A 19967-nucleotide genomic window follows, 5' to 3' on the forward strand; every position below is an offset into this window, starting at 1 on the left:
ATGCCATGGCCCCTCTTTGTTCTGGGCGCGGCGCTGGCCGTCGCCCATCCGACCACCGCAGCGGAGCCGAGCGCGGAGTGCCGCAACGGCGAGTTTCAGTTCAGCGCCACGTTCAGCAACCGCGGTGTGGACGGCCACCCGGCCCACCCCGTCACGGCTTACCTGTGGATTCCGCCGGACTGCGGCAAGGTGCGCGGGCTCATTCTCACGCAGCAGAATGTCGGCGAGCAGACCTTCACCGAGCATCCGGCGATCCGCGAGGCGTGCGCCCGCAACGGACTGGCGATCCTTTGGTGCTGCCCGGCCATCGACATCCGTTTTGAAAAGGACCGGAAGGCAGCCGTGCAGGTGCTTGAGGACGGGCTGCGCCAGCTAGCGGAGGTTTCCGGCTACTCTGAGATCGGCTCGGCACCGTGGATCACCTTCGGGCATTCCACGACGGCGACGTTTGCGCGCACGCTCGCCGAGGCGCGGCTTGATCGCACGCTCGCGATCATCTCGGCCAAAGGTGGCATCATGCTGCCGGTGGTGGGCTCGGTGCCGGGCGTTTACTCCGGCGGGCATTTTCCCGAGTGGCGGCAGACCTCGGCTGACTGGACCAAGCAGGGTCGTTCACTGCCGGCGCTGGAACGGATTCGCGATGGATTGAAGGCCCGCTGGCGCCCCGTTTCATATGTCGAGGAGTTTGGCGGCGGGCACTTCGACTACACGGATCGCTACCTCGAGTTTCTCGCGCTCTATATCGACAAGGTGATGCGCTATCGGCTGAACGCCGACGGCTCGATTCGCGCGATCCGGCCGGACGAGGGTTTCGTGGTCGACATGCGGCCGCCACTGCCAACGGCTCCGCTGCGGATTCTGCCGCTGAAGGAGGCGACGGGTGATCAGCGCTCGGCGCCGTGGTTTTTCGACCGCGAACTGGCGGAGGCGGCGGTGGCGCTGATGGATGACGGCCATTGGGAGCGGAAGAACCAGATCGTGGCCTTCGCCAAGGCGGACGGCACACCGGCGGAGTTTTCCAAGTCGGGCATTGCCGACCCGGTGCCGTGCGAAATCGCCACGGACGGGGTCACGGTCACCCACCTCGAAACGACGTTTCTTGATGAGTTGCCGGGAAACTTTGCGCAGGCGGGCATGAAACTGACGCACGCGGCCACCGGCCCGCGCACGATCGAGCGCATTTCCGGCGTGTTCGTCGCCGATGGCGGCAAATACCGCATCGAACTGAACCGCGGCTATCCCGCCATCCCGAACTTCATCGCAGTGCGCCATGCGGGCGATGCCACGCACCGGCCAACGGTCCAGCCAGCGCGGTTTGTGCCTCCGGTGTTCACGGGCCGGGCTCAGAAAATCACCTTTGGCAGGATTGGCGACCAGACGGCGGGCGTCGCGCGGGTCGCACTGCATGCCGAGTCCGACGCCGGGCTGAAGGTGCGGTTTTTTGTGCGCAGCGGTCCGGCCAAGATGGTGGGCGACGAGCTGGTTTTCCTGCCGGTGCCTCCGCGCACCCGCTGGCCGGTGAAGATAACGGTTGTCGCCTGGCAGCTGGGCCGGGGCGGTGCAAATCCCGTGGCTGCGGCGGAGATGGCGGAACAGACGTTTTGGCTGAAGGCGCGTTTGGGCGCGAAGGCGCAGCCATGAGTGGTCCGCGCGGGTGGATTTCCCGGCACTTTTAGGGAGCTCCTATTTTCTCTCCCGCCCGTAGGGCCGTCGCTGGTCGGTGCGTCATCCGAACCACCTCCTGCGGAGGCCAGGCACAGCCACAAGGGCCGGCCCTATGCAGACTTCGAGTTCCTGTACGTGCCTTTTACGCATAGCCATGAGAAAATAGGAGTCCCCTTTATTCGCGCAGGCCGGAGGGCCGCGCGCTCCCCCGCGCGGCTGTGTCGCCTCTCCAGCCGATCAAGCCGCGCGCGGCGCGCACGGCCCACCTTGCCCTCTTTCGCGCCCCGCGCAGACCCAGACCTCACCCGCAAACGTCGTTCACCAGAACATCGCGTAAAGCGCCACCGTTGCGACGATCACCACGAGTCCCCACGCCTTCGCGCGACCAGAGCTCTCGACCGCAATCACGTTCTGCGTCGGCAGTTCCACCGGCTGCGCCAGCGGACGGACCATCGTCACGATCGTCAGCACCGCAACCACCAGCCCGAAGCAGATCGCCATGCGGTTGAGGAACGACACATCCGGAATCGCCACTTTCAGCGCTCCGTATAGAATAGCATTCAATATAATTCCCAACCAGCCGGCGAAGCGCGGCGTGCGCGCAACCATCAGGCCGAAGATGAACACCGCCAGCACTCCGGGACTGATGAAGCCCTGAAATTCCTGGATGAACGTGAAGATGCCCCCGAACGCGGGATTTCCCAGTCCCGGCGCGATGAGGCACGCGATGATCGTGAAAACCAATACACCCCCTCGCCCCACCCGCACGAGTTCGCGCGCCGGCGCCTCCTTCCGCACCTTGCGATAGAGATCCATCGCGAAAATCGTGGACGCCGAGTTGAGCATTGCGGCCAGCGAACTCACCACCGCACCGAAAATCGCTGCAAACACAAAGCCCTTCAACCCCGTGCCCGGCGCGAGCAACCGCCGCAGCAACGTCGGAAACGCCGCGTCGTAGTCATAGGCCACCAGCCTCGTCCCAACCACTAGCGCGCTCCCTTTCGCCGCCGTCACCAACGCGTCGTTCGCCGCCTGCAGCGCTGCGGCATCCACCGGCTCTTCCGCTGGCTGGTGAAGCAGGGCCGCGTTGTGGCGGTAAACCTCCGCGGCGAGATCGGCATGCGTCGCGGCAAATCGCACGTCCATCGGGTAAACGATAGCCGAGTCCGCCCGCATCGCTGCGATCGCCGGCTCGTTCTTGCGCGCCGCCTCGTCGCGAAGATCGGTGTTGAACAGATTGAACGCCAGGATGCCCGGGATCACCACGATGAACGGCACGATCAGCTTCAAGCCCGCCGCAAAGACGATGCCCTTCTGCCCCTCGGCGAGCGACTTCGCGCCGAGCGTCCTTTGCATGATATACTGATTCAAGCCCCAGTAGAAAAAGTTGGGAATCCACAGACCCACGACGAGCGCCGTCCACGGAATCGAGGGATCAGTCGACGGCCGCACCATGTGCAGTTTTCCGCCCGCCGCCGCGGGCGCGTCGTTCAACAGCCAGAACCGGCTCAACCCCGACGTCTCCGCAATCTTGTCCGCCGTTGCGCCGGGATTCACCGCATGCGCCGCCAGTTGCGTCGGATCAGCCGCGCCCAACGCTTTTACCGCCAGCCACGCCAGAATTCCTCCGCCCACGATCAGCGCCGCGCCCTGCAGCAAATCCGCCCAGGCGCACGCTTTCAACCCGCCGACAAAAACGTAGATCGCCGCACTGCCGCCGATGATCCAGCACGCCACGGTCATGTTGCCCAGATCCAGGCCCAGCAAAGCCTGCCCTTGAAACGCCACGGTAATCACCTTCGCCCCCGAATAGATGACGGACGCCGTGGGCACGCCGACCAGAATCACCATCGTCGCCACCGCCATCACCGTCCGCGAAAAACTTCCGAAGCGATACTCCAGAAACTCCGGCACCGTGTAGATGCCGCAGCGCAGGAATTTCGGCAGAAAGAGAAACGCCACACATACGAGCGTGACCGCCGCCATCCACTCATACGACGCGATCGCCATCCCCAGCCAGTCCGCCGCCTGCCCCGACATCCCCACAAACTGCTCCGTCGAGATGTTGGCGGCGATCAGCGAAAAACCGATCAGCCACCAGGTGAGTCCACGCCCCGCGAGGAAATAGTCGCTCGCCCCCTTGTCCGACGCGACGGCTTCGTCGCGGCTCATAAACAGGCCGATGAAAACAACCGCAGCGACAAAGCCGAGGAAGACAATAACGTCGAGAGGACTCATAGGGCTTGGCGAATAAGACGAATTGGCGAATAAAACCCGTGGTATGCGACGCAGGGCCGATGGCGCTCACTTCCACCGTGTGACGTCCGGGTCCGCGCGGTAGGCGGGCGGTTTCGGTTCCAACATGGCGACGAGCGCATCCTTCAACGCAAGCGCCGTGAACAAATTTCCACGCGGGTTGTAGTGACCGACGAAATAGTGCTTTAAATAGTCTTTGATGTCGCCGCTGTAGTGCGCCAGCTCGGCGGCGTGCCCGGCGAGCAGATCGACCAGCGGTAGCTTTTTTGCCCGCATGAAATCGATGAACGACTGATCCGGCCGCACGCCTTCCGCCGCATGGCGCGCGATGAAGCTGGGCGAGTATGAAACCACATAGAGCACGCGCTTCCCCGTCTGCGCCGCAAAGGCTTCAATCTTCTCGACGATCCTTTCCGAAGCGAAGTAGGCGGAGCGTCGATGCAATTCGTCCGCCGTGGCCGAAAGGTTTGCGGCGGTCTGCTCGCGCGTCACGATGCCGTGCGTCGTCGCCAGAGCGAGAATGCCGGCGTAACGCCGATCCGGATTTTCCATTTTGGCATTCAGGTGCGCCAGCAGAATTTGGAGCGCAAAGTCCTCTTCAAAGTGCGCACACACCCAGTCGAGGTCACACAAATGGTACACGCTTTCCGGCGTCGGGCACGGATTCGGGCATTCCTCGAATCGCCCGTCGCGCGCGTTCACCCGCACGTGCGGCAGGGTCGGCTCGATGAACTGTATGTGTTTCTTTGCCCTTAAATTTCGCCAGGCGTCCAAATTGCGGAAGTGATCGTCCTCGTAGATGTTGAAAATGATATAATCTGCCGGATGCCGCTTCTCCTCCTGCATCATGCGGAGATAAGCCTGATAAACTGACCAGCCGCCGACGCCGAAATTCCGGACCGGCTCGTGCAGATGCGCCGCCAACGCCTCCTGCCACGTCTCGCCGTCACTCACCTGGTGACATTGGGTGAAGCTGTTGCCGTAGGTGTTGATCCGGCACGGGCGGTCGCGGTAATTGATCGTGATCCGCTCGTCCGATGTCCCGTAGGTGTAGACGCAGATCGAATCATCCATGCCATCCTGAAACTTTGCCGAGCGGAGCAGCCATCCGTAGTCGCTGCTATATTTCGCAAATGGGAACGCCCGCCCGGCCAGCCAGTCATCGACTTCCGCTCGCGTATATAGATGCGCCGCGAGATAGCTCCGCGCGGTGACGGGCTCCGCCTCCGGCGCGCCGAGCGCCCGGCTCGCCAGCAAGGCCGCCGCGCTCGCCGCAGTCTGACTGAGGAATTGACGGCGGGGCATGGGATTCGACATCGCGAAAAGCGTTCTCAATCCGCGCGGATCAAACCCACACCGTGAATCCACGGATAATCGGCGCCCGCTTTTTGCAACGTCACCGCAATCTCGCGTTCGCCCGTCGCCGCTGCCGGCAACGCGACTTCAAACGCCCCGTCCGCATCGTAAACGGCCTCAATCCGCCTGCCGTCCACACGAAGCACGAAGCCGGTCGATTTGTCGGCCCGTCCCTCGATGCGCAGGATCAACGCCGACGCCGGCCCGCGCAGCGTGCAGGTGATGAAGCCGTTGGGGAAAACACGGTTTCCTACGACGCGGCTCGGCCGGCCGTTCGCATGGGAATGACTCGCGTGCATATAGCGCGTGACGCGATGGTCGTCGGTCAGCCCGCCGCACACGATATAGTCCACCACGCCCGGGCGCGCCCGCCAGCGCGCCCGCTCCGCCGCCTCCGCGCGATACTCCTCCTGCAGCAAACTCATGTGCGCCCACAGCGGGCGCGCATACGCTGAAGCAACGTCCTCCGGCTCCCGGTTGCCGTCGCCATATTCATGTTCGCTCGGTCCGGTCGGTTGACGCGTTACGATCACGTTGGCAAACGGCGCGAAGACCGGCCGCGCCGCGGCGATCGCCCGTTCGAGTCGCGGAGCATCCGCCTCTCCTGCCGCCAGGTCGTCGAAATACGCTGCCACGCACGCGCACCACGCACGGATCAACCGCGCGGCCACCGTCGCGTTCCGCCACGCCTCGTCGGCCACGCGAAACTCTTCTGCGCTCAAGCGCGGGCGCAGCGTTTGCAACGTTCCCCAGCACTCATCCGCGATCGCGATCGCCTCGTCCTTTTCCTGCAGGATGGCCGCGCGCGACGCCGGGCTGCGTCGATCGCCGAGGATGCCCCACATGCCTTGGTGAGACGAAAGATCGGCCCCCGGCGTGAACAGCGAAAGGATGCCGCAGGCCTTCACCCACTTTAATTCCGGCTGAATGGGAAACGCGTGGAAGATCACGTTGCCATCGATGAAATGCAGCTTCTTCACCGCCTCGATGCCCCGGCGCATGAGCCGCGTCATCTCCGCCGCGCACTCCGGCCAGTGCGCCTCCGCCCACGCCGACCACACCGATTCAGCGGTGGTGTGCGGGTCGAGGATCGCCCGCTCAAACGCCAGCAGGTTCACCGCCTGCGCCGACGCGAATACGGGATGACCGATGCGATCGATGCGAATCGCATGACGGTCGACGCCCTGCGCGCGCGCGAAATTCACGGAGTCGATCACGCGCTGCGGGTCCGCTGCCGGCAGAAAACCCGCACCCAGAAACTCACCGATACTGTCGTATTCCGCCGACAGCGTCGCCGGTTTCTGCGCCCGCAAAAACGGATTGAATGGCAGGAAGGGACTGAAGTCGTAAGGCGTGATCTTCGTCTCCACCTCGAAGTGGAACTGCGCGCTCGCGCGCCTCGCGCCGGCGAGGATGTCTTCATAATCCTGCGCCACCGAGCCAAAGCTCCGCAGGATGAAACGCTTCCCCCGCCGCGCGAGCGCCTCGGCAAAAGTCGCGATCACCCGCTCAATGACCAGCGCCGGCGGATAGCGCTCGGGGCCGGAATTGTGGATCACCGAGTAATTCGACTCCGTCAACGTCAGCACGAGGCCGTCCATGCCGGGCACACGGTCGAAAAACTCCGCCACCTTCGAACGGATGAGCTCGTGGTAGGCGTTGCCCAGCAGATTAAACTCGCCGTTTTCGTCGAGCAGGCCCGGCACCGTCTCCACCACGATGCGCGGCACCATGACCTCCCGATGCCAATAATACACTGGCCGTCCCGATTCATGCGCCAAACGCACCGTTTCCACCAGTCGCCGAATGTTTTCTTCAATACCTGAAACGTCCAATTGCTCAGTCGCCGCGGGATAATCGCGGAACTGGATCGCGCCTTCGAGCCCACCCGTCCACGAATGGCAGTCGCCGCAAATCTCGAAACTATCAACCTGGCACTTCGCAGCGGCAGCAATCACCGTCCACATATAGTCCGGATCCACCCGGGTCGGGTGCATGATCGACCACGAAACTTCTGAAGACTTCATGCGGCGCGCAGGGTCGGAGAACGAACGTCAATTGGTAGACGGGCTGGAAGAGGCGCGCGTCATTGGAGCGGCGCGTCCACACGTTTCCGTTTGGCCAGACAGGGCAACGGTCGTCTGCACCAAGTATTCCATGCCTCCACTCCGGATTTAAACTCCCGTCTCTCACAGTGGCGAGGTGCTTGAAAAACCATGCTGGCAACGTCCGGCCTGGAAAGAGGGGAGCAATTCATTTCTCCCAGCGAATTGCTCGCTTTGACGTAATCTGCTTGATCGGCCCCGCGTCTCTTTTGAAGTCAAAATCTCCGGCAACGAAACGCCTCCCTTGAGTGTCGTGTGACCGCCCGCTCCTGCACCTACGTTCGCTGTTCAATCTCACCTCGCCGTGTCTCAAACCGCTTCAGCTCACTTCGTCTCTTGAATCTCGATTTTGAGCGCAAATTAACCCTCCCGCCACGCGACCGGGCGCATTGGCACGCCCCCGCGGCCCACCCCGGTCCGTTGCTGTATCTTGCGTGGGGACAACGCCAATACGGACTTTCGCCCATCCCCGTGACGCGGCACGAGGGATGGGTTTATGCGGCCATTGAGTCGGGCACGCCAACCCTCGTGCGTGCGAACCATCGGGACTCGGTCCGCGCAAAGACTATCCTGATTCTCGGACCCGAATGTGCGTTCGGTTGGGCGGACGAAGGCGAGAAGACCAGCCGCTTATTGGTCAGTACCTGGCGGGCGCCCTTGCTGACGCCGCTGGCAAAATTGCCCGCAAATGCCGCTCTGCAGTTCAGCTTTTCCCCGGCCGAACTCGGCGAATGGCAGCGGCTTCACGCGCTGTGCCGGATCGAAGCACGCCGAGATGACGACCAGACGGCGCGTGTTCTCAACGCCCTGCAAATCCTCATCGAAGCGCAGCTCGTGCGCTTAGGCGTGGAGAAGAGAAATGCGTTTGGCGACGAATTGCTGGCGCAGGCGCTCGAGTGGATCGGCGCGCATTTGGAAACCCGTCAACCGCTGGCCCGGCTCGCCGACTATCTTGGTGTGTCATCCGCCACAGTGCAGCGCATGTTCGACGAACGCCTTGGTGCGTCTGTCATGAAAGTGGTGGCTGACCTGCGTCGTCGCGAGGCCGATCGGATGCTCGCGCAGAAAGGCACGACGATCAAGGAAGTCGCCTTCCGCCTGGGCTATAGCCATCCCCACGACTTTAGCCGCGCCTACCAAAAGCAAACCGGCCGCCCGCCGAAATCGGCGAAATAGCGTTCTTTCAGCGCGGCACCGGATATTCCTCCGCGGAATGCGCTGGCGCACCGAGCGCCGCATCCCTGCCGCACTGGGTTCGCCGACGCACGCGCCTCGCTGACGGACGCCCGTTCCGATTTCTCGGGTTGACAACGTCACCTGCCATCCCACCGTGAACCCTCCACATTTCCGCATGAGCACTTCCGACCAATCGCAGCACACCCCGACGCCCGCCGAGATCTCTTTCACGACGCCTCAAATGATGAGCCGCTACGTGACCGATACCGGCAAGATCCTTCCCCGCAAATACACGGGGCTCTCGGCCAAGCATCAGCGCGCCGTCACGCGGACGATCAAGCATTCGCGCAATCTCCTGTTGGCGCTGTAATACGCCGCAAGCACGTCTTCGTAAGGCCGGAGCCTGCCTCCGGCCTTTTTTGTGCCATGGCATCCCGCACTACGGCCCGCATCTATCGGGGGACCCCACGAAACCTTCGCCGTCTCGCCAACGCGCTGCGTGCGGGGGAACTCGTGGCTGTCCCGACGGAAACGGTTTATGGACTGGCGGCCAACGTTTGGGACTTCCGCGCCTGCGCCAACGTGTTCGAGGCCAAGGGACGCCCCAGCACCGACCCGTTGATCGTCCACATCCGGCTGCTTGGAGAGCTCCACGAAGTCGCCGTGGCGAACGACGCTGCTCTAGCACTGGCGCGCGCGTTCTGGCCCGGGCCGCTCACGCTCATCCTTCCGAAGCGGGCGACCGTGCCTGACATCGCCACTGCCGGGCTTCCGAGTGTCGCCGTGCGGATGCCGGCCCATCCGCTCTTTCGGCGTTTGCTGAAAGCGGCCGACGTTCCGCTGGCGGCACCCAGCGCGAATCGTTTTGGCTATATCAGCCCGACGACGGCCCTCCATGTGCAGGAGGGGCTCGGACAACACATCCGATACATTCTCGATGGCGGCAGCGCGGCCATCGGACTTGAATCAACGATCGTCGATCTCCGGAACCCGCGGCAACCACGCGTGCTTCGACCGGGTGCGATATCCGCCGCGCAGATCTCGGCCGTGCTCAAGAGGCCGGTGCGGACGAAACATGGTCAACCCTCAGCGGCGTCGGCCGCAGCTCAAGTTTCACCGGGGCAGATGCTTCGCCACTACAGCCCGCGGACGCCTTTGACTCTCCATTCCAGCCTCACTCTCGAGGCTGCCCGACGCGCGCCTCACGAAGCATGGATATTTTTGCGCACGCCGGCGGGCCTCCGAAAGGGCGACGCTAATATTCGCAGTTTCAGCCGGCGGGGGACCTTGGAGGAAGTGGCCCACCGGTTGTTTGCCATTCTGCGCGAAGTCGACGCCGGGCGCTGGCGTGCGATTCACGCCGAACTACCGCTGCCGGATGCCGGCGACCTCGCTGCAGCGATCCGCGACCGATTGCATCGGGCCGCGGCCCGATAGGGTTTCAGGATTTGCTGTTTTCCTCTTTCGCCATCACGACGTAATAGTCTTTGTAAGACCGGTCGTAATATTGGGCGTAATAGTATCCCGAAATCGCCAGGTTCAACCCATTCAGCACAGCGCCAAAGCACGGCACGTTGGCTTCCAGGAGCCGCTTCGCGCAAAACTGGGCCGATTTCCGACGCACTTTGTTGAAGAAGATTGTGAAGAGAGAGCCGTCCACCAAAGGAAGGATCACCAAAGCATCGCTGACGGCGGCGAGCGGCGGCGTATCGACAAACACCCGATCATAGCGTTTGCGCAACTCGGCGATCATCGCGTCGAAGTTTTTGCTGTTGAGAATTTGCGTCGGGTTCTTCGCCCGGCCACCCGCCGGCAGTACGTCCAGATTGGGATGCACCCCGCGAACGATTCCTTCATCCAGCGAAATGGTTCCGGCGACGACATCGATGACGCCCTTCAAGTTCTCCAACTGAAACGACTTGTGGATGTTCGGTTTGCGCAAATCGCAGTCGATGATGATAACCTTCTCGCCGTGCGCCGCAAAGGTGAGAGCGAGATTTGAAGAGAGGAACGATTTTCCTTCGCCCGGAATCGTGCTGGTCGTGAGGAAACACTTCGCATTTTTACTCTCATCCTTGAGCCGCAGGCTGGAATGAAGCGTTAGAAAAGCTTCGGAAACCGAGCGATCCGCCTGGTTGATGGCAACCTGCGCCTTTTCAACGGGCGAGAGGTTTTTTAATTCGGGAATGATACCAACGATCGGGAGGCCGATCACCGATTCAATATCGAACGAGCTCTTTACCCGGTCATCGATGAACGCGACCAAAAAGGCAAACGTGAGGCCCAGGCCCACGCCGCCCACCGCGCCCAAGGCGAGGTTCAAAATGACGTTGGGTGACGCCGGCAAATCCGGAACGCCCGCCTTGTCGACCAGACGAGCATTCTGCGTTTCGAGCGTGCTGCTCATCGACGTTTCGCGCATCCGCGCCATCGTGGACTGGAAGATCTGCTCGTTGACGCTCAATTCACGGTCCAAATTGGAATACTCCACCGCGTAGCGATCGATTTCGAGCGACTCCGCCTCCTGCGCGGCCAACTGCGCCCTCGCCTCTTTTTCGGATTGCGCGGCGGATTGATACTCCGCCTCCACGGAAGCCGCCACTTGGGCTACCGCACGCTTCAATTCGTCCTGCGTTTGCCGAAGAGAATTTTGCGCCTCGATCATCTTGGGATGCTTGGCGCGGTAGCGGTTGCTCAGTTCCGCGATGGTGATGTTTTGGGCCGCAATCCGCTGCACCAGCTGGGCAATCAATGGCTGGGACGAGACAAACGGCAGATCGACCAAATCGCCGTTGTTCGCGATTCGCTGCTTAACTTGGTTGAGACGCACCTCCGCGTCTTTCGTCCGTGCGGTCGCCTGCGTGAGGTAAACGCTCAGCGTTTTCAGCTTCTCGGTTACGATGTCTTTGCGTTGATCCAGCGAAACCATGTTTCGCTTTTCGCGGTATGCCTGCAACCGGCCGGCAATTTCCTCGACCTTCTTGCGTTGCTGCTCTGCCCGGACCTTGAGGTCCTCGACCGCCTTCATCGATTCCTCAATGCGCACCCGAGCGTTATAAGTGATAAATTCTTCTACGAAGAGATTCGCCACCTTCGCCGCCATCTGGCGGTTGGGATGCCGATATTGCACGAACACGAACAGGCTCAGGCGTTGCGGGATGATTTTCCGGTTATCGAGCAGGATGGCGACCGGCGTCAGCACTTCACCTCCGGCCGATTTCTCGTACGGGGCAAGAAAATCGCGGAGATCGGCGCCCGTCAGCCGTTCGGCGACGCGCTGGGCAATGGCGGTGCTTTCCAGCACCTTCATCTGCGTATTCAGATCTTCGGCATTGCGGATATCATTATCCACCACCGCCTGCACCTGCATGATATTCGGGTCGCGCCGGAAGAGCTGGATCGTCGCGACTGACTCGTAAATCTTGGTTTGATTAAGCGTGTAAACCAAGACCGATGAAAAGACGACGAAGAATACGACAATGATATACCAGATGCGCTCGCGCAGAATCAACAGGTAGTCGCGAAAGGCGCGCTGATGGGTCGCACCGTCATTATTGCCATATCCGTAGCCGTAACCGGGTACAGAATATCCGTAGCCATGTTGACCACCGTCTTGTTTGATGTCTTTCGGCGCTGAGTCCATGGAGCCAGATATTAAAGTATACGTTCAGGAACAAACACAGTGTCGTCTTTGGTCAGGACCCACTGATCGCTCGTCGCCCCTTGAATGAGATCGTCCGCGTTGATGGTGAAGTTTTCCACCCGACCGTCCGGACGCGCACGCGTCAGTTTGACATGCTTTCGGTCCGCCAGCCGGGTAAAACCGCCGGCGAGCGAAATGGCGTCCAAAAGATTCAATCCCTTTTCTTGGGGAAATTGGATTGCGCCGGGACTGTTGACCATGCCGAGCACATTCACGGTGCGATGACCGTAGTCCAAGACGATGACGTTGATCTGCGGGTTCACCAAATAGTCACGATCATACAGTTGGCGTACGTTCTCCTCGATATCGCGCACCGTGCGCCCCAAAACGTTGACGTTGCCGATCAGCGGCAAACTAATCGTCATGTCTTGCGAGACCCGGACGTCACGAGTCAGGTCATCCTCTTGGAAAACCTGGACGCGCAACAGATCCGAGGCGTGAACAATATAGTCAGCCGACGTCGCCGTTTCAGACGCGGCGGGAGCGGCAGTCGCCGGCGCCGATGCAGGTGCAGCTCGCAGGTTGAGCAAGCCGACAGAAAACGCCGCTAATGCAATCAAATGGTGATAAAAGCGCATGGGAGACAAAAAAGGAAGAAGACCGCGAGGTCTTCTTCCATGGAAGGCAAATCAACGCCTCGCAACAATTCAGAAGCGGAAGTTCGCCGCAACCGTGAAGACGTTATTCGTGAAGTTCGGATCGAGTTGGTCGCGAAGGGCCTGCGGCAGCGCGGCCGGAGGAATGCGGTCCGAAGAGTTGTCGCGATAGGTGTAACCACCCGAGATGCTGACAAAGGCGTTGATTGCGTAGTTGAAGCCGACCTGCCCCTGCCAATAGGTGTCGGTGCCAGCGTCGTATTTGATCTCCCGACGGCTGATGCCACCAGAGAAGCTGAGCTCTTCCGAGATTTGGGTGTTTGCACCCAACGTCACGGTGAAGTTCTTTTGCTGCGAACCCTGCCCGCTGGTGCCGAAGTCATTGTCGATACCGAGCTGAATCGCCGTTTTGGGAGTCACGGCATAGGAAAAGTCGGAGTCGATACCGAGCCCATTGCGGTCACTGCCACCAGACAGCGAGCGTTGGTTATATCCCAATTGGAAACGGCCGCTCAGCTTCGGCGTGAATTCGCCGCGGGCACCCACACTGAGAAAGTGATCTTGCGAATTCTGGCCGGCAGAAAGTTCCGTGTCCCGAAAGCGGTAACCGAAGCTCAGGTCGAGTTTGGGCGTCATCTTCAGGTAGTAGTTCAATGGCACCGTGGTGATGTCAGAATCCGAGTAACCCCGGCCCGTGCCATCATCTTGATAATCCGTGCGCTCAAACAAGCCGCCGACGGCCACACTCGATTTCGCGGTCGCCAATACTTCGACGTTCCCGTGGATGTTAAAAACGTCGCGGCGGGTCAGTCCGCGGATGTCCACCGAATTCTGATTCAATTCCTTATACGACGTGCCGTAATCCAGCTTCAACTTCGCGTCATCGTAGTTTCCCGACAACATGCCGGAGAAAAGATTGGTATCGAGGCTGTCGTTGTCGCTATAGCGCGCAAACGATTCGGCGACCTGCAGTTTGTTCTGCAAATTCGCGTTCCGGCCGAACTCCAGCGAAATGCCGGGCACGAAATCGTAAACCACATCATCCGTGCGCACGTGGGACAGGTAGATGTTATCATCCGCTCGCACGTCAGCTGTGCCCGTCACGAAAAAGGCCGGCCCTGTGCCATCCGCACCGAATGCAGACGAGACGAAACCGATCACGGCGATGGCTGATAAAGCCTTTAATGCAGAGTTCATTACGATGGTGCTGGTAGATTTAAATACCCGAGGGGCCGGTAGGTGAAGACGGCACCCCAAGTCTTTGATTAGCCGGTCAGGAAGATGCAATCGCCTTGCTGAGGCAAGGATTTTTTTCCATGCCTTCCCTCGCTTAAAAAGCATGCATTTTCGAGGCGTTTTTCTGCTGCTCTCCTCAGGCAAACCACGGCGCCCCCGCCGGGTGGCCTTCGCCGTTGCCCTCGCGGGCATCGCCGGGTATTTGATTCTCACCGTTTCCGTCTGGCTCTTCGTTCGGTTTCACAGCGGCTTTTCAGACGCGACGCTGACGGACTACCTCACTCTTCCGCTTCGATGGGATGCCTATCGCGAAAAACGCGGACGGTGGGAGATTCGCCACGGCCTGCGCTTATTCGCGGAAGGTAAAGTACGCGATGCGCTGCCGCGTTTGCGCGCGGGTGTGGCCCGCGTCCCACGCGATGTGGAGGCACGTCTCACGCTTGCGCGCGGCTACGCGATCGGGCGCCGGCTCGATCTCAGCGAGGCTATCTTGCTCGATGGCGCTTCTTACGTGGGCGACGACCCGCGTTACGTCGGCGAAGTGCTTGAGTTTCTGTTTTTCCGTCAGGAAGACGACAAGGCGCTGGCATTCTGCGCCCGAGAGTTGGCGAACTATCCTCACCTCAATGAAGAAACCAGAACGCTCCTCCAGCGGGGAGCGGCCACCGCCTGCTTTTTCCGCGGCCATTTCGACGCCGCCGAAGACTGGTTGCAACGCGGCGGGCATCCTCTCGATCCCGTTTCCCGACTGCTGACGGCGCAGATCGAGTGGGAACGCGGTTATCCGGCACTCGCTATTACCCAGCTCGAAAGCCTCCTCGCCGACGCGCCGCCGGCGGCCGACGCCTACGATCTTTTGGTCAACTATTTGGTTGAGCAGCGCCGATTTGGGGATGTTCAACGCATCAGCATCCAGCAACAGGTCGCTCAACCGCATCGAGCACGTCCGCGGGTGGATTACCTCCTCGCGTGTGAGCGACTTGGAGAACGTCGCCGGGTCGACACCGAGACCGCCTCGATCTTGGCCGAATTCGCCGCCGACAACGATGGGGCCGCCAGCCTCGCGAGCTTCGCCGCGCAAAACGGCAACGTGCCGTTGGCCGCAGCGCTTGTGCAGCGGCGCACGGCGCTCGGTCTCGACGCTGTGCCCGCGCGCTTCGCGCTGGCAGAAGCTCTCACCAAGATCCACGACTTCAAAGCCGCCCAAGTCGAACTGCAGCAACTGGCCGCGCCGGCCACCCTGCTTCCAAGTCAGGACGCGCTATTGCTCGGCCTTGAGGCCGTCGTCGCCGCTGGCTTGGGCGATTCCGGCGGCGTCCAACTCCATCTGACCGCGTTTCTAAGCCACCCGGCTGTTCGCGCCGACAATGTCGTCGCCGTCGCCGTTCGACTTCAAGAGCAGGGCGCTTCCAACTACGCCCGCTCCGCTCTTGAGACTGCCGTGCACCTCGATCCTCAAAATCAATTCGCACTCATGCACTTGATCGACCTCGACGTGCAAAATACCAACCTCGCCGCGCTGCCATCCAATCTTCGCTCCTACCTGCAAACGCGGAAACCTTCCCCCACCGTCCTTGCGGCGGCGCGCACTAAACTTAGCAGCGATGCGTTTTTGTTTTCCGCCGACCGCACGGCCACCTTGGAGCTTCTCCGCGATGCCGCCCCGCGCTCATCGGCTCCGCGCGGCTAGCACGTCGTCGAGCGCTTCCAGCAAACGGCGGTTTTGGCTCTCCGTGCCGACAGTCACCCGCACCCATTCGGGCATGCCGTAACCGCGCAATGGCCGCACAATCACGCCGCGCGCCTGCAAGCCGTTGAAAACCGCCGCGCCATCGCCGACGTGAATCAGCACGAAGTTCGCCGCACTCGGCACGTAGGTTAGCGCGCGGCTCCGGCAACCCGCATACAATTGCTCCAACCCTGCGGCGTTGGCCTCCCGGCACCGCTTCGCAAATTCTCCATCCGCCAGCGCAGCCGTCGCGGCGGCTTGCGCGATCGCATTAACGTTGAACGGCTGACGCACCCGTTCGAGCAGGCCGATCAACTCCGCATCGCCATAACCGTAGCCCACTCGCAACGCGGCGAGGCCGTAGATCTTGGAAAACGTCCGCAGCCCGATGACCGCTCTGCCCTCGGCGATCAACGGCCGAATATCGGGCGGCTGGGCGAGAAATTCCGCGTAAGCCTCGTCCACCACGCACACCACATGCCCCGGCAGAGCCCGCACGAATGCGCACAACTCCGCCTCGCTGTTCGTCACGCCCGTCGGATTGTTCGGCGTGGCGACGAAGACCAGCTTCGTGCGCGGCGTGATCGCTCGTCGCATCGCCGCCAAGTCATGCCCGTATTTCACGAGGGGCACTTCCACCGGCGTCGCCCCGAACAGCAATGTCACGAGTTTATAGACGACGAACGCCGGCGCGCCCATCACCACTTCGTCGCCTGGCTCCAAAAAGACATGCCCCAAGAGCTCGATCACTTCGTTGGACCCGTTGCCCAACACGAATTGATCCGGCTTCAACTGCCAGTGCTTGGCCAACGCCTGCCGCAGCCGGTAACACCCGCCATCCGGATAAAGTTGAGCCTGATCGAGCGCCGCCCGCGCCGCGATGAGCGCCTTCGGAGAGGCTCCATGCGGATTCTCGTTCGACGCCACTTTGATGATCTCCGCTGGATCCAGGCCCAGCTCACGCGCCACGTCCTCGATCGGTTTTCCCGGCTCGTAGACCGGCTGTTGCAACACCGATTTTTTGGCCAGACCAGCGAAATTCATGCCCACCAGTGCAACGCCATCGCGCTGCCAGCCCAAGCAATTAATCGCGTGTGACGGAGTCGCCAGCCGCGCCTCGCCCGCCTTACTTCGTTCCGCGTGCCGGACTCACCGACCGACTCGCCACGCGCACGAACTGCATCCCCGCAGCTCGCGCCGCCGCAATTCCCGGCTCAGCGTCCTCAAACACCAGACAACGCTCCGGTGCCACCCTCATGCGCTCAGCGGCCAGGAGGAAAGAATCCGGAGCCGGCTTCCCGTGCGTCACATCGTCCGCCGTGACGACGATCGAGAACAGTTGATCGAGCGCGTGATGTTTCAACGTCCTCAGCACCACGTCACGCGGTCCGCCCGAGGCGACGCTTACCGGCGCAAATTTCGCGGCCTCCCGCGCAAACGACACCACTGCATCGATCTGCTCTGCCCGCGGCAGTAGCGTCTGGAACCGCGTCTCCTTCGCCTCCCTCGCCGCTCGAAGATCGAAGCTCGCGCCGTAGTGAGCGCGAAACACCTCCGCCACTTGGAGCGCCGGCATCCCGCCCAGCGAATAAAACAACTCCTCATCCAGCTCGCGATTCACGCCGTGGTCGCGCAACGCATCGCGCCATGCCAGATAGTGCAACGGCATCGTGTCGATCAACGTGCCATCGAGATCGAAGATATAGCCCTCAAAGCGTTCGCGGGGGAGATCGAGTTCCATCGAAACGTGCAAGCAGAGAACAGTCTCCCTCGAAGTAAAGCGAAACCCCGTGCCGCGGCGCCTCATCATCGGCCAGCAGCCAGCGCCGGCGCCTCCGCCGCCCCACGTCTCACCGAACCAACGTGCTGGCGCGCGCCGACCAGCCGACACGCCCCCGCCCCCGCGCTACACCCGCCCCGCACCTCACTCGCCTTCGTTCTCCACAAAAAACCCGCTGCGAAACCGCAGCGGGCTTGTCCAAACTTGTTCGCGCTATCGCTCAGCGCAACTCTTGCGCGTGAAAGGCCGTCCAGTCGTCCAGCGCGTTGAGCTCCACCGCCGAACCCGTGACCGACCCATCGCTCGGATAACCCGCCGCCTTCAAAATCCCCCCGCGCGTCTCGTCGTCGTGGTGGTAGTTGAGGATCGCCTGGTTGAGTTTGTAAACCGACGCCCGGTCGAGCTTCACGCCCGGCTGTGCCTTCACCCACGCCTCAAATTCCGGATAAGACGGATGTTTCTCCGTGATGAATTTCCGCACCGCGTCGGCCTGCAGCCCCAGACCGGTGATGACCATCTGGTCAAAACCCTTGCCGATCCCCGGATAACCCGCCGCGAGTTTGCCCCGCGCCTCCAGCGACACTTTCAGCCACAGCCGCGGCAGGTGTAAAACACCCAGCGGACCGGACACGTTGCACGGGATCATGGGAATAATCGAAGAACTCATAATGAAAAACGCCGCGTTTGTGGTGATGATCCGGACCGCCGGCGGCAGACGGCGGTTGAATCGAAAAGAAAGGGGTCTCGTGAGCGTGCGCCCCTCCGCCCCAAGCGCAAGCCCGCCGCGCAACCATCGCCCGCTCCTGCGCCTTCATCGCGGTTTCTGGCGGACCCTACCGCCTTCACGGCAACGACCTTGCCCATTCTGATGACGGTCTTGCGGGAGCCGCGCCCAGGCAAATCCCCCTGCGCGGCCTCGTCATCGCGTCAGACAGCGTTGTTGCGCATCACCTCGGCATACCAACCGGCCGACTTCTTCGGCGTGCGCTTGCCCGTCGCGAAGTCCACGTGATGCAACCCGAAGCGTTTGCTGTAGCCGAGCGCCCACTCGAAATTGTCCATCAACGACCAGCAGAAATAACCGCGCAAATCCACCTTGTCGGTCGCGATGGCCTCGTGGCACGCCTGCAAGTAGACGCGGATGAACTCGCTCCGCTTGGTGTCGTTCACCGCCACCTGCACGTCGTCTTCGCCCGGCAGCGCGCAACCATTCTCCGTGATATAGATCGGCGGATGCCCATAGCGCTGGTCGATCCAGCCCAGCATCTTTCGGCAGAACTGCGGGACCACGTTCCAATTCATGTCGGTCTTTTCCCACGACGGATCGTCCGACAACTCCACGCGCTGATCCTCCGCCATTCCGCCGTTGCCAGTCGGCACCGTCGTCGCCACCACGCGATCCGCCGGCGGTTCAGAGGCATACATGCCGCCGTAGAAATTGAGCCCGAAAAAGTCGCTCGAGTCCTTCAGCATCGCGCGATCTTCCTCGCTGAACCGCGGCAACCGGTCGCCGACCGCCGCCCGCATGCAATCCGGATAGTCGCCCCGGTAAATCGGGTCGGCAAACCAGCCCAGGAAAAACTCCAAGCCCCGCTCCGCCGCCGCGCGGTCCGCCGCCGAATCCGTCTTCGGCTCGCGCCAGTCGCAGTTGTTCGTGATGCCGATGACGCCCCTTTGCGCCGCCTGAAATTTCCTCCGATACACCTCCACGATGCGCCCGTGCGATCGCAGCAGGTTATGCGCGACGATATACGGTTCCGCCTTGCTGGTGCGACCCGGCGCAAAATACCCGATCCCGTGCCCCAAGACCGCGCTGCACCACGCCTCGTTAAACGTAATCCAGTGTTTCACGCGGTCGCCGAAGCGCTCGAAACACAGCTCCGCGTAGCGCGCAAAGTGCTCGGCGATCTCCGGATTCAGCAACCCATCCAGCTCCATCTGCAACGCCAGCGGCAAATCCCAATGATACAACGTCACCCACGGCGTGATGCCGTTCGCCACCAGCGCATTGATCAACCGGTCGTAAAACGCCACGCCCGCCTCGTTCACCGCGCCCCGCCCTTGCGGCAGCAGGCGGCTCCACGAAAACGAAAAGCGATACGCTTTCAGCCCCATCGCCTTCATCAACGCCACATCCTCGTCGATCCGGTGGAAATGATCGCAGGTCACATCGGCGTTTTGATTCGCAAACGTCTTTCCCGGTGTGTGCGCAAACGCATCCCAAATGCTCGGCCCGCGCCCGCCTTCGCGCCAGCCGCCTTCGATTTGATACGCCGCCGTCGCGGCTCCCCACACGAAGTTCTCCGGAAATTGTTTCATCGGCGCCCTTGTTGGGCGACACGCCCACGCGCCGCAAGTCCCGAGC

15 protein-coding genes are annotated in these 19967 nt (G+C 61.7%); 5 read left to right on the forward strand and 10 right to left on the reverse strand.

Going from position 1 to position 19967, the window contains the following annotated elements; genetic code table 11:
• Window positions 1-1641: a hypothetical protein gene (locus tag K0B96_RS14885; RefSeq protein WP_220161672.1), complete on the forward strand. Its 1641-nt coding sequence runs from the start codon at window positions 1-3 to the stop codon at window positions 1639-1641.
• A gap of 342 nt (window positions 1642-1983) precedes the next feature.
• Here the strand turns inward: K0B96_RS14885 and K0B96_RS14890 are convergent, their stop codons facing one another.
• From K0B96_RS14890 to K0B96_RS14900, 3 genes are all read right to left on the reverse strand, one after another.
• A complete protein-coding gene (locus tag K0B96_RS14890; RefSeq protein WP_220161673.1) occupies window positions 1984-3903 on the reverse strand; it encodes a sodium:solute symporter family transporter in 1920 nt (639 codons plus the stop codon).
• A 66-nt stretch (window positions 3904-3969) separates the two neighbouring features.
• A complete protein-coding gene (locus tag K0B96_RS14895) occupies window positions 3970-5238 on the reverse strand; it encodes an SGNH/GDSL hydrolase family protein (RefSeq protein ID WP_220161674.1) in 1269 nt (422 codons plus the stop codon).
• 14 nt (window positions 5239-5252) lie between these two features.
• Window positions 5253-7304, reverse strand: coding sequence for a hypothetical protein (locus tag K0B96_RS14900; RefSeq protein ID WP_220161675.1), 2052 nt, complete (start codon window positions 7302-7304; stop codon window positions 5253-5255).
• Between the two features lie 414 nt (window positions 7305-7718).
• Between K0B96_RS14900 and K0B96_RS14905 the strand changes: the two genes are divergently transcribed.
• From K0B96_RS14905 to K0B96_RS14915, 3 genes are all read left to right on the forward strand, one after another.
• Entirely contained in the window at window positions 7719-8558 is an 840-nt protein-coding gene (locus tag K0B96_RS14905; protein ID WP_220161676.1) for a helix-turn-helix transcriptional regulator, read from the forward strand.
• Window positions 8559-8733: 175 nt separating this feature from the next.
• Window positions 8734-8928 (forward strand): 30S ribosomal protein S18, encoded by a 195-nt coding sequence (rpsR, locus tag K0B96_RS14910; protein ID WP_220161677.1) that lies wholly within the window; start codon window positions 8734-8736, stop codon window positions 8926-8928.
• 56 nt (window positions 8929-8984) lie between these two features.
• A complete protein-coding gene (locus K0B96_RS14915; RefSeq protein ID WP_220161678.1) occupies window positions 8985-9995 on the forward strand; it encodes an L-threonylcarbamoyladenylate synthase in 1011 nt (336 codons plus the stop codon).
• Window positions 9996-9999: 4 nt separating this feature from the next.
• Here the strand turns inward: K0B96_RS14915 and K0B96_RS14920 are convergent, their stop codons facing one another.
• The 3 genes from K0B96_RS14920 to K0B96_RS14930 all read right to left on the reverse strand — a co-directional run bounded on the left by K0B96_RS14920 (window position 10000) and on the right by K0B96_RS14930 (window position 14054).
• Window positions 10000-12201, reverse strand: a complete 2202-nt coding sequence (locus K0B96_RS14920) for a GumC family protein (protein WP_220161679.1) — start codon at window positions 12199-12201, stop codon at window positions 10000-10002.
• Window positions 12202-12212: 11 nt separating this feature from the next.
• The gene (locus K0B96_RS14925; protein ID WP_220161680.1) at window positions 12213-12839 is read right to left on the reverse strand and encodes a polysaccharide biosynthesis/export family protein; all 627 of its coding nucleotides are present in this window, start codon (window positions 12837-12839) and stop codon (window positions 12213-12215) included.
• Between the two features lie 69 nt (window positions 12840-12908).
• Entirely contained in the window at window positions 12909-14054 is a 1146-nt protein-coding gene (locus K0B96_RS14930) for an outer membrane beta-barrel protein (RefSeq protein ID WP_220161681.1), read from the reverse strand.
• 202 nt (window positions 14055-14256) lie between these two features.
• On the opposite strand from K0B96_RS14930, the gene K0B96_RS14935 reads away from it, so the two are divergent.
• Window positions 14257-15783: a tetratricopeptide repeat protein gene (locus tag K0B96_RS14935; RefSeq protein WP_220161682.1), complete on the forward strand. Its 1527-nt coding sequence runs from the start codon at window positions 14257-14259 to the stop codon at window positions 15781-15783.
• Here K0B96_RS14935 and hisC read toward each other — a convergent pair.
• From hisC to K0B96_RS14955, 4 genes are all read right to left on the reverse strand, one after another.
• Window positions 15763-16866, reverse strand: a complete 1104-nt coding sequence (gene hisC, locus K0B96_RS14940; protein WP_220161683.1) for a histidinol-phosphate transaminase — start codon at window positions 16864-16866, stop codon at window positions 15763-15765. The genes K0B96_RS14935 and hisC overlap by 21 nt on opposite strands.
• An 82-nt stretch (window positions 16867-16948) precedes the next feature.
• Window positions 16949-17563, reverse strand: coding sequence for an HAD family hydrolase (locus K0B96_RS14945; protein ID WP_220161684.1), 615 nt, complete (start codon window positions 17561-17563; stop codon window positions 16949-16951).
• 259 nt (window positions 17564-17822) lie between these two features.
• A complete protein-coding gene (locus K0B96_RS14950) occupies window positions 17823-18269 on the reverse strand; it encodes a DUF5069 domain-containing protein (protein ID WP_220161685.1) in 447 nt (148 codons plus the stop codon).
• Between the two features lie 260 nt (window positions 18270-18529).
• Entirely contained in the window at window positions 18530-19921 is a 1392-nt protein-coding gene (locus K0B96_RS14955; RefSeq protein ID WP_220161686.1) for a GH1 family beta-glucosidase, read from the reverse strand.
• Between the last annotated feature and the right edge of the window lie 46 nt (window positions 19922-19967).

This window comes from Horticoccus luteus, from assembly GCF_019464535.1.
GTDB classification, from domain to species: domain Bacteria; phylum Verrucomicrobiota; class Verrucomicrobiia; order Opitutales; family Opitutaceae; genus Horticoccus; species Horticoccus luteus.

Excerpts from the sequence above, each read along its gene's own strand:
- K0B96_RS14900 (WP_220161675.1), bottom strand. The coding sequence starts at position 7,304 with ATGAAGTCTTCAGAAGTTTCGTGGTCGATCATGCACCCGACCCGGGTG.
- hisC (WP_220161683.1), bottom strand. The coding sequence starts at position 16,866 with ATGAATTTCGCTGGTCTGGCCAAAAAATCGGTGTTGCAACAGCCGGTC.
- K0B96_RS14885 (WP_220161672.1), top strand. The coding sequence starts at position 1 with ATGCCATGGCCCCTCTTTGTTCTGGGCGCGGCGCTGGCCGTCGCCCAT.
- K0B96_RS14925 (WP_220161680.1), bottom strand. The coding sequence starts at position 12,839 with ATGCGCTTTTATCACCATTTGATTGCATTAGCGGCGTTTTCTGTCGGC.
- K0B96_RS14955 (WP_220161686.1), bottom strand. The coding sequence starts at position 19,921 with ATGAAACAATTTCCGGAGAACTTCGTGTGGGGAGCCGCGACGGCGGCG.
- K0B96_RS14950 (WP_220161685.1), bottom strand. The coding sequence starts at position 18,269 with ATGAGTTCTTCGATTATTCCCATGATCCCGTGCAACGTGTCCGGTCCG.
- K0B96_RS14930 (WP_220161681.1), bottom strand. The coding sequence starts at position 14,054 with ATGAACTCTGCATTAAAGGCTTTATCAGCCATCGCCGTGATCGGTTTC.
- K0B96_RS14895 (WP_220161674.1), bottom strand. The coding sequence starts at position 5,238 with ATGTCGAATCCCATGCCCCGCCGTCAATTCCTCAGTCAGACTGCGGCG.
- K0B96_RS14915 (WP_220161678.1), top strand. The coding sequence starts at position 8,985 with ATGGCATCCCGCACTACGGCCCGCATCTATCGGGGGACCCCACGAAAC.
- K0B96_RS14920 (WP_220161679.1), bottom strand. The coding sequence starts at position 12,201 with ATGGACTCAGCGCCGAAAGACATCAAACAAGACGGTGGTCAACATGGC.
- K0B96_RS14890 (WP_220161673.1), bottom strand. The coding sequence starts at position 3,903 with ATGAGTCCTCTCGACGTTATTGTCTTCCTCGGCTTTGTCGCTGCGGTT.
- K0B96_RS14945 (WP_220161684.1), bottom strand. The coding sequence starts at position 17,563 with ATGGAACTCGATCTCCCCCGCGAACGCTTTGAGGGCTATATCTTCGAT.
- rpsR (WP_220161677.1), top strand. The coding sequence starts at position 8,734 with ATGAGCACTTCCGACCAATCGCAGCACACCCCGACGCCCGCCGAGATC.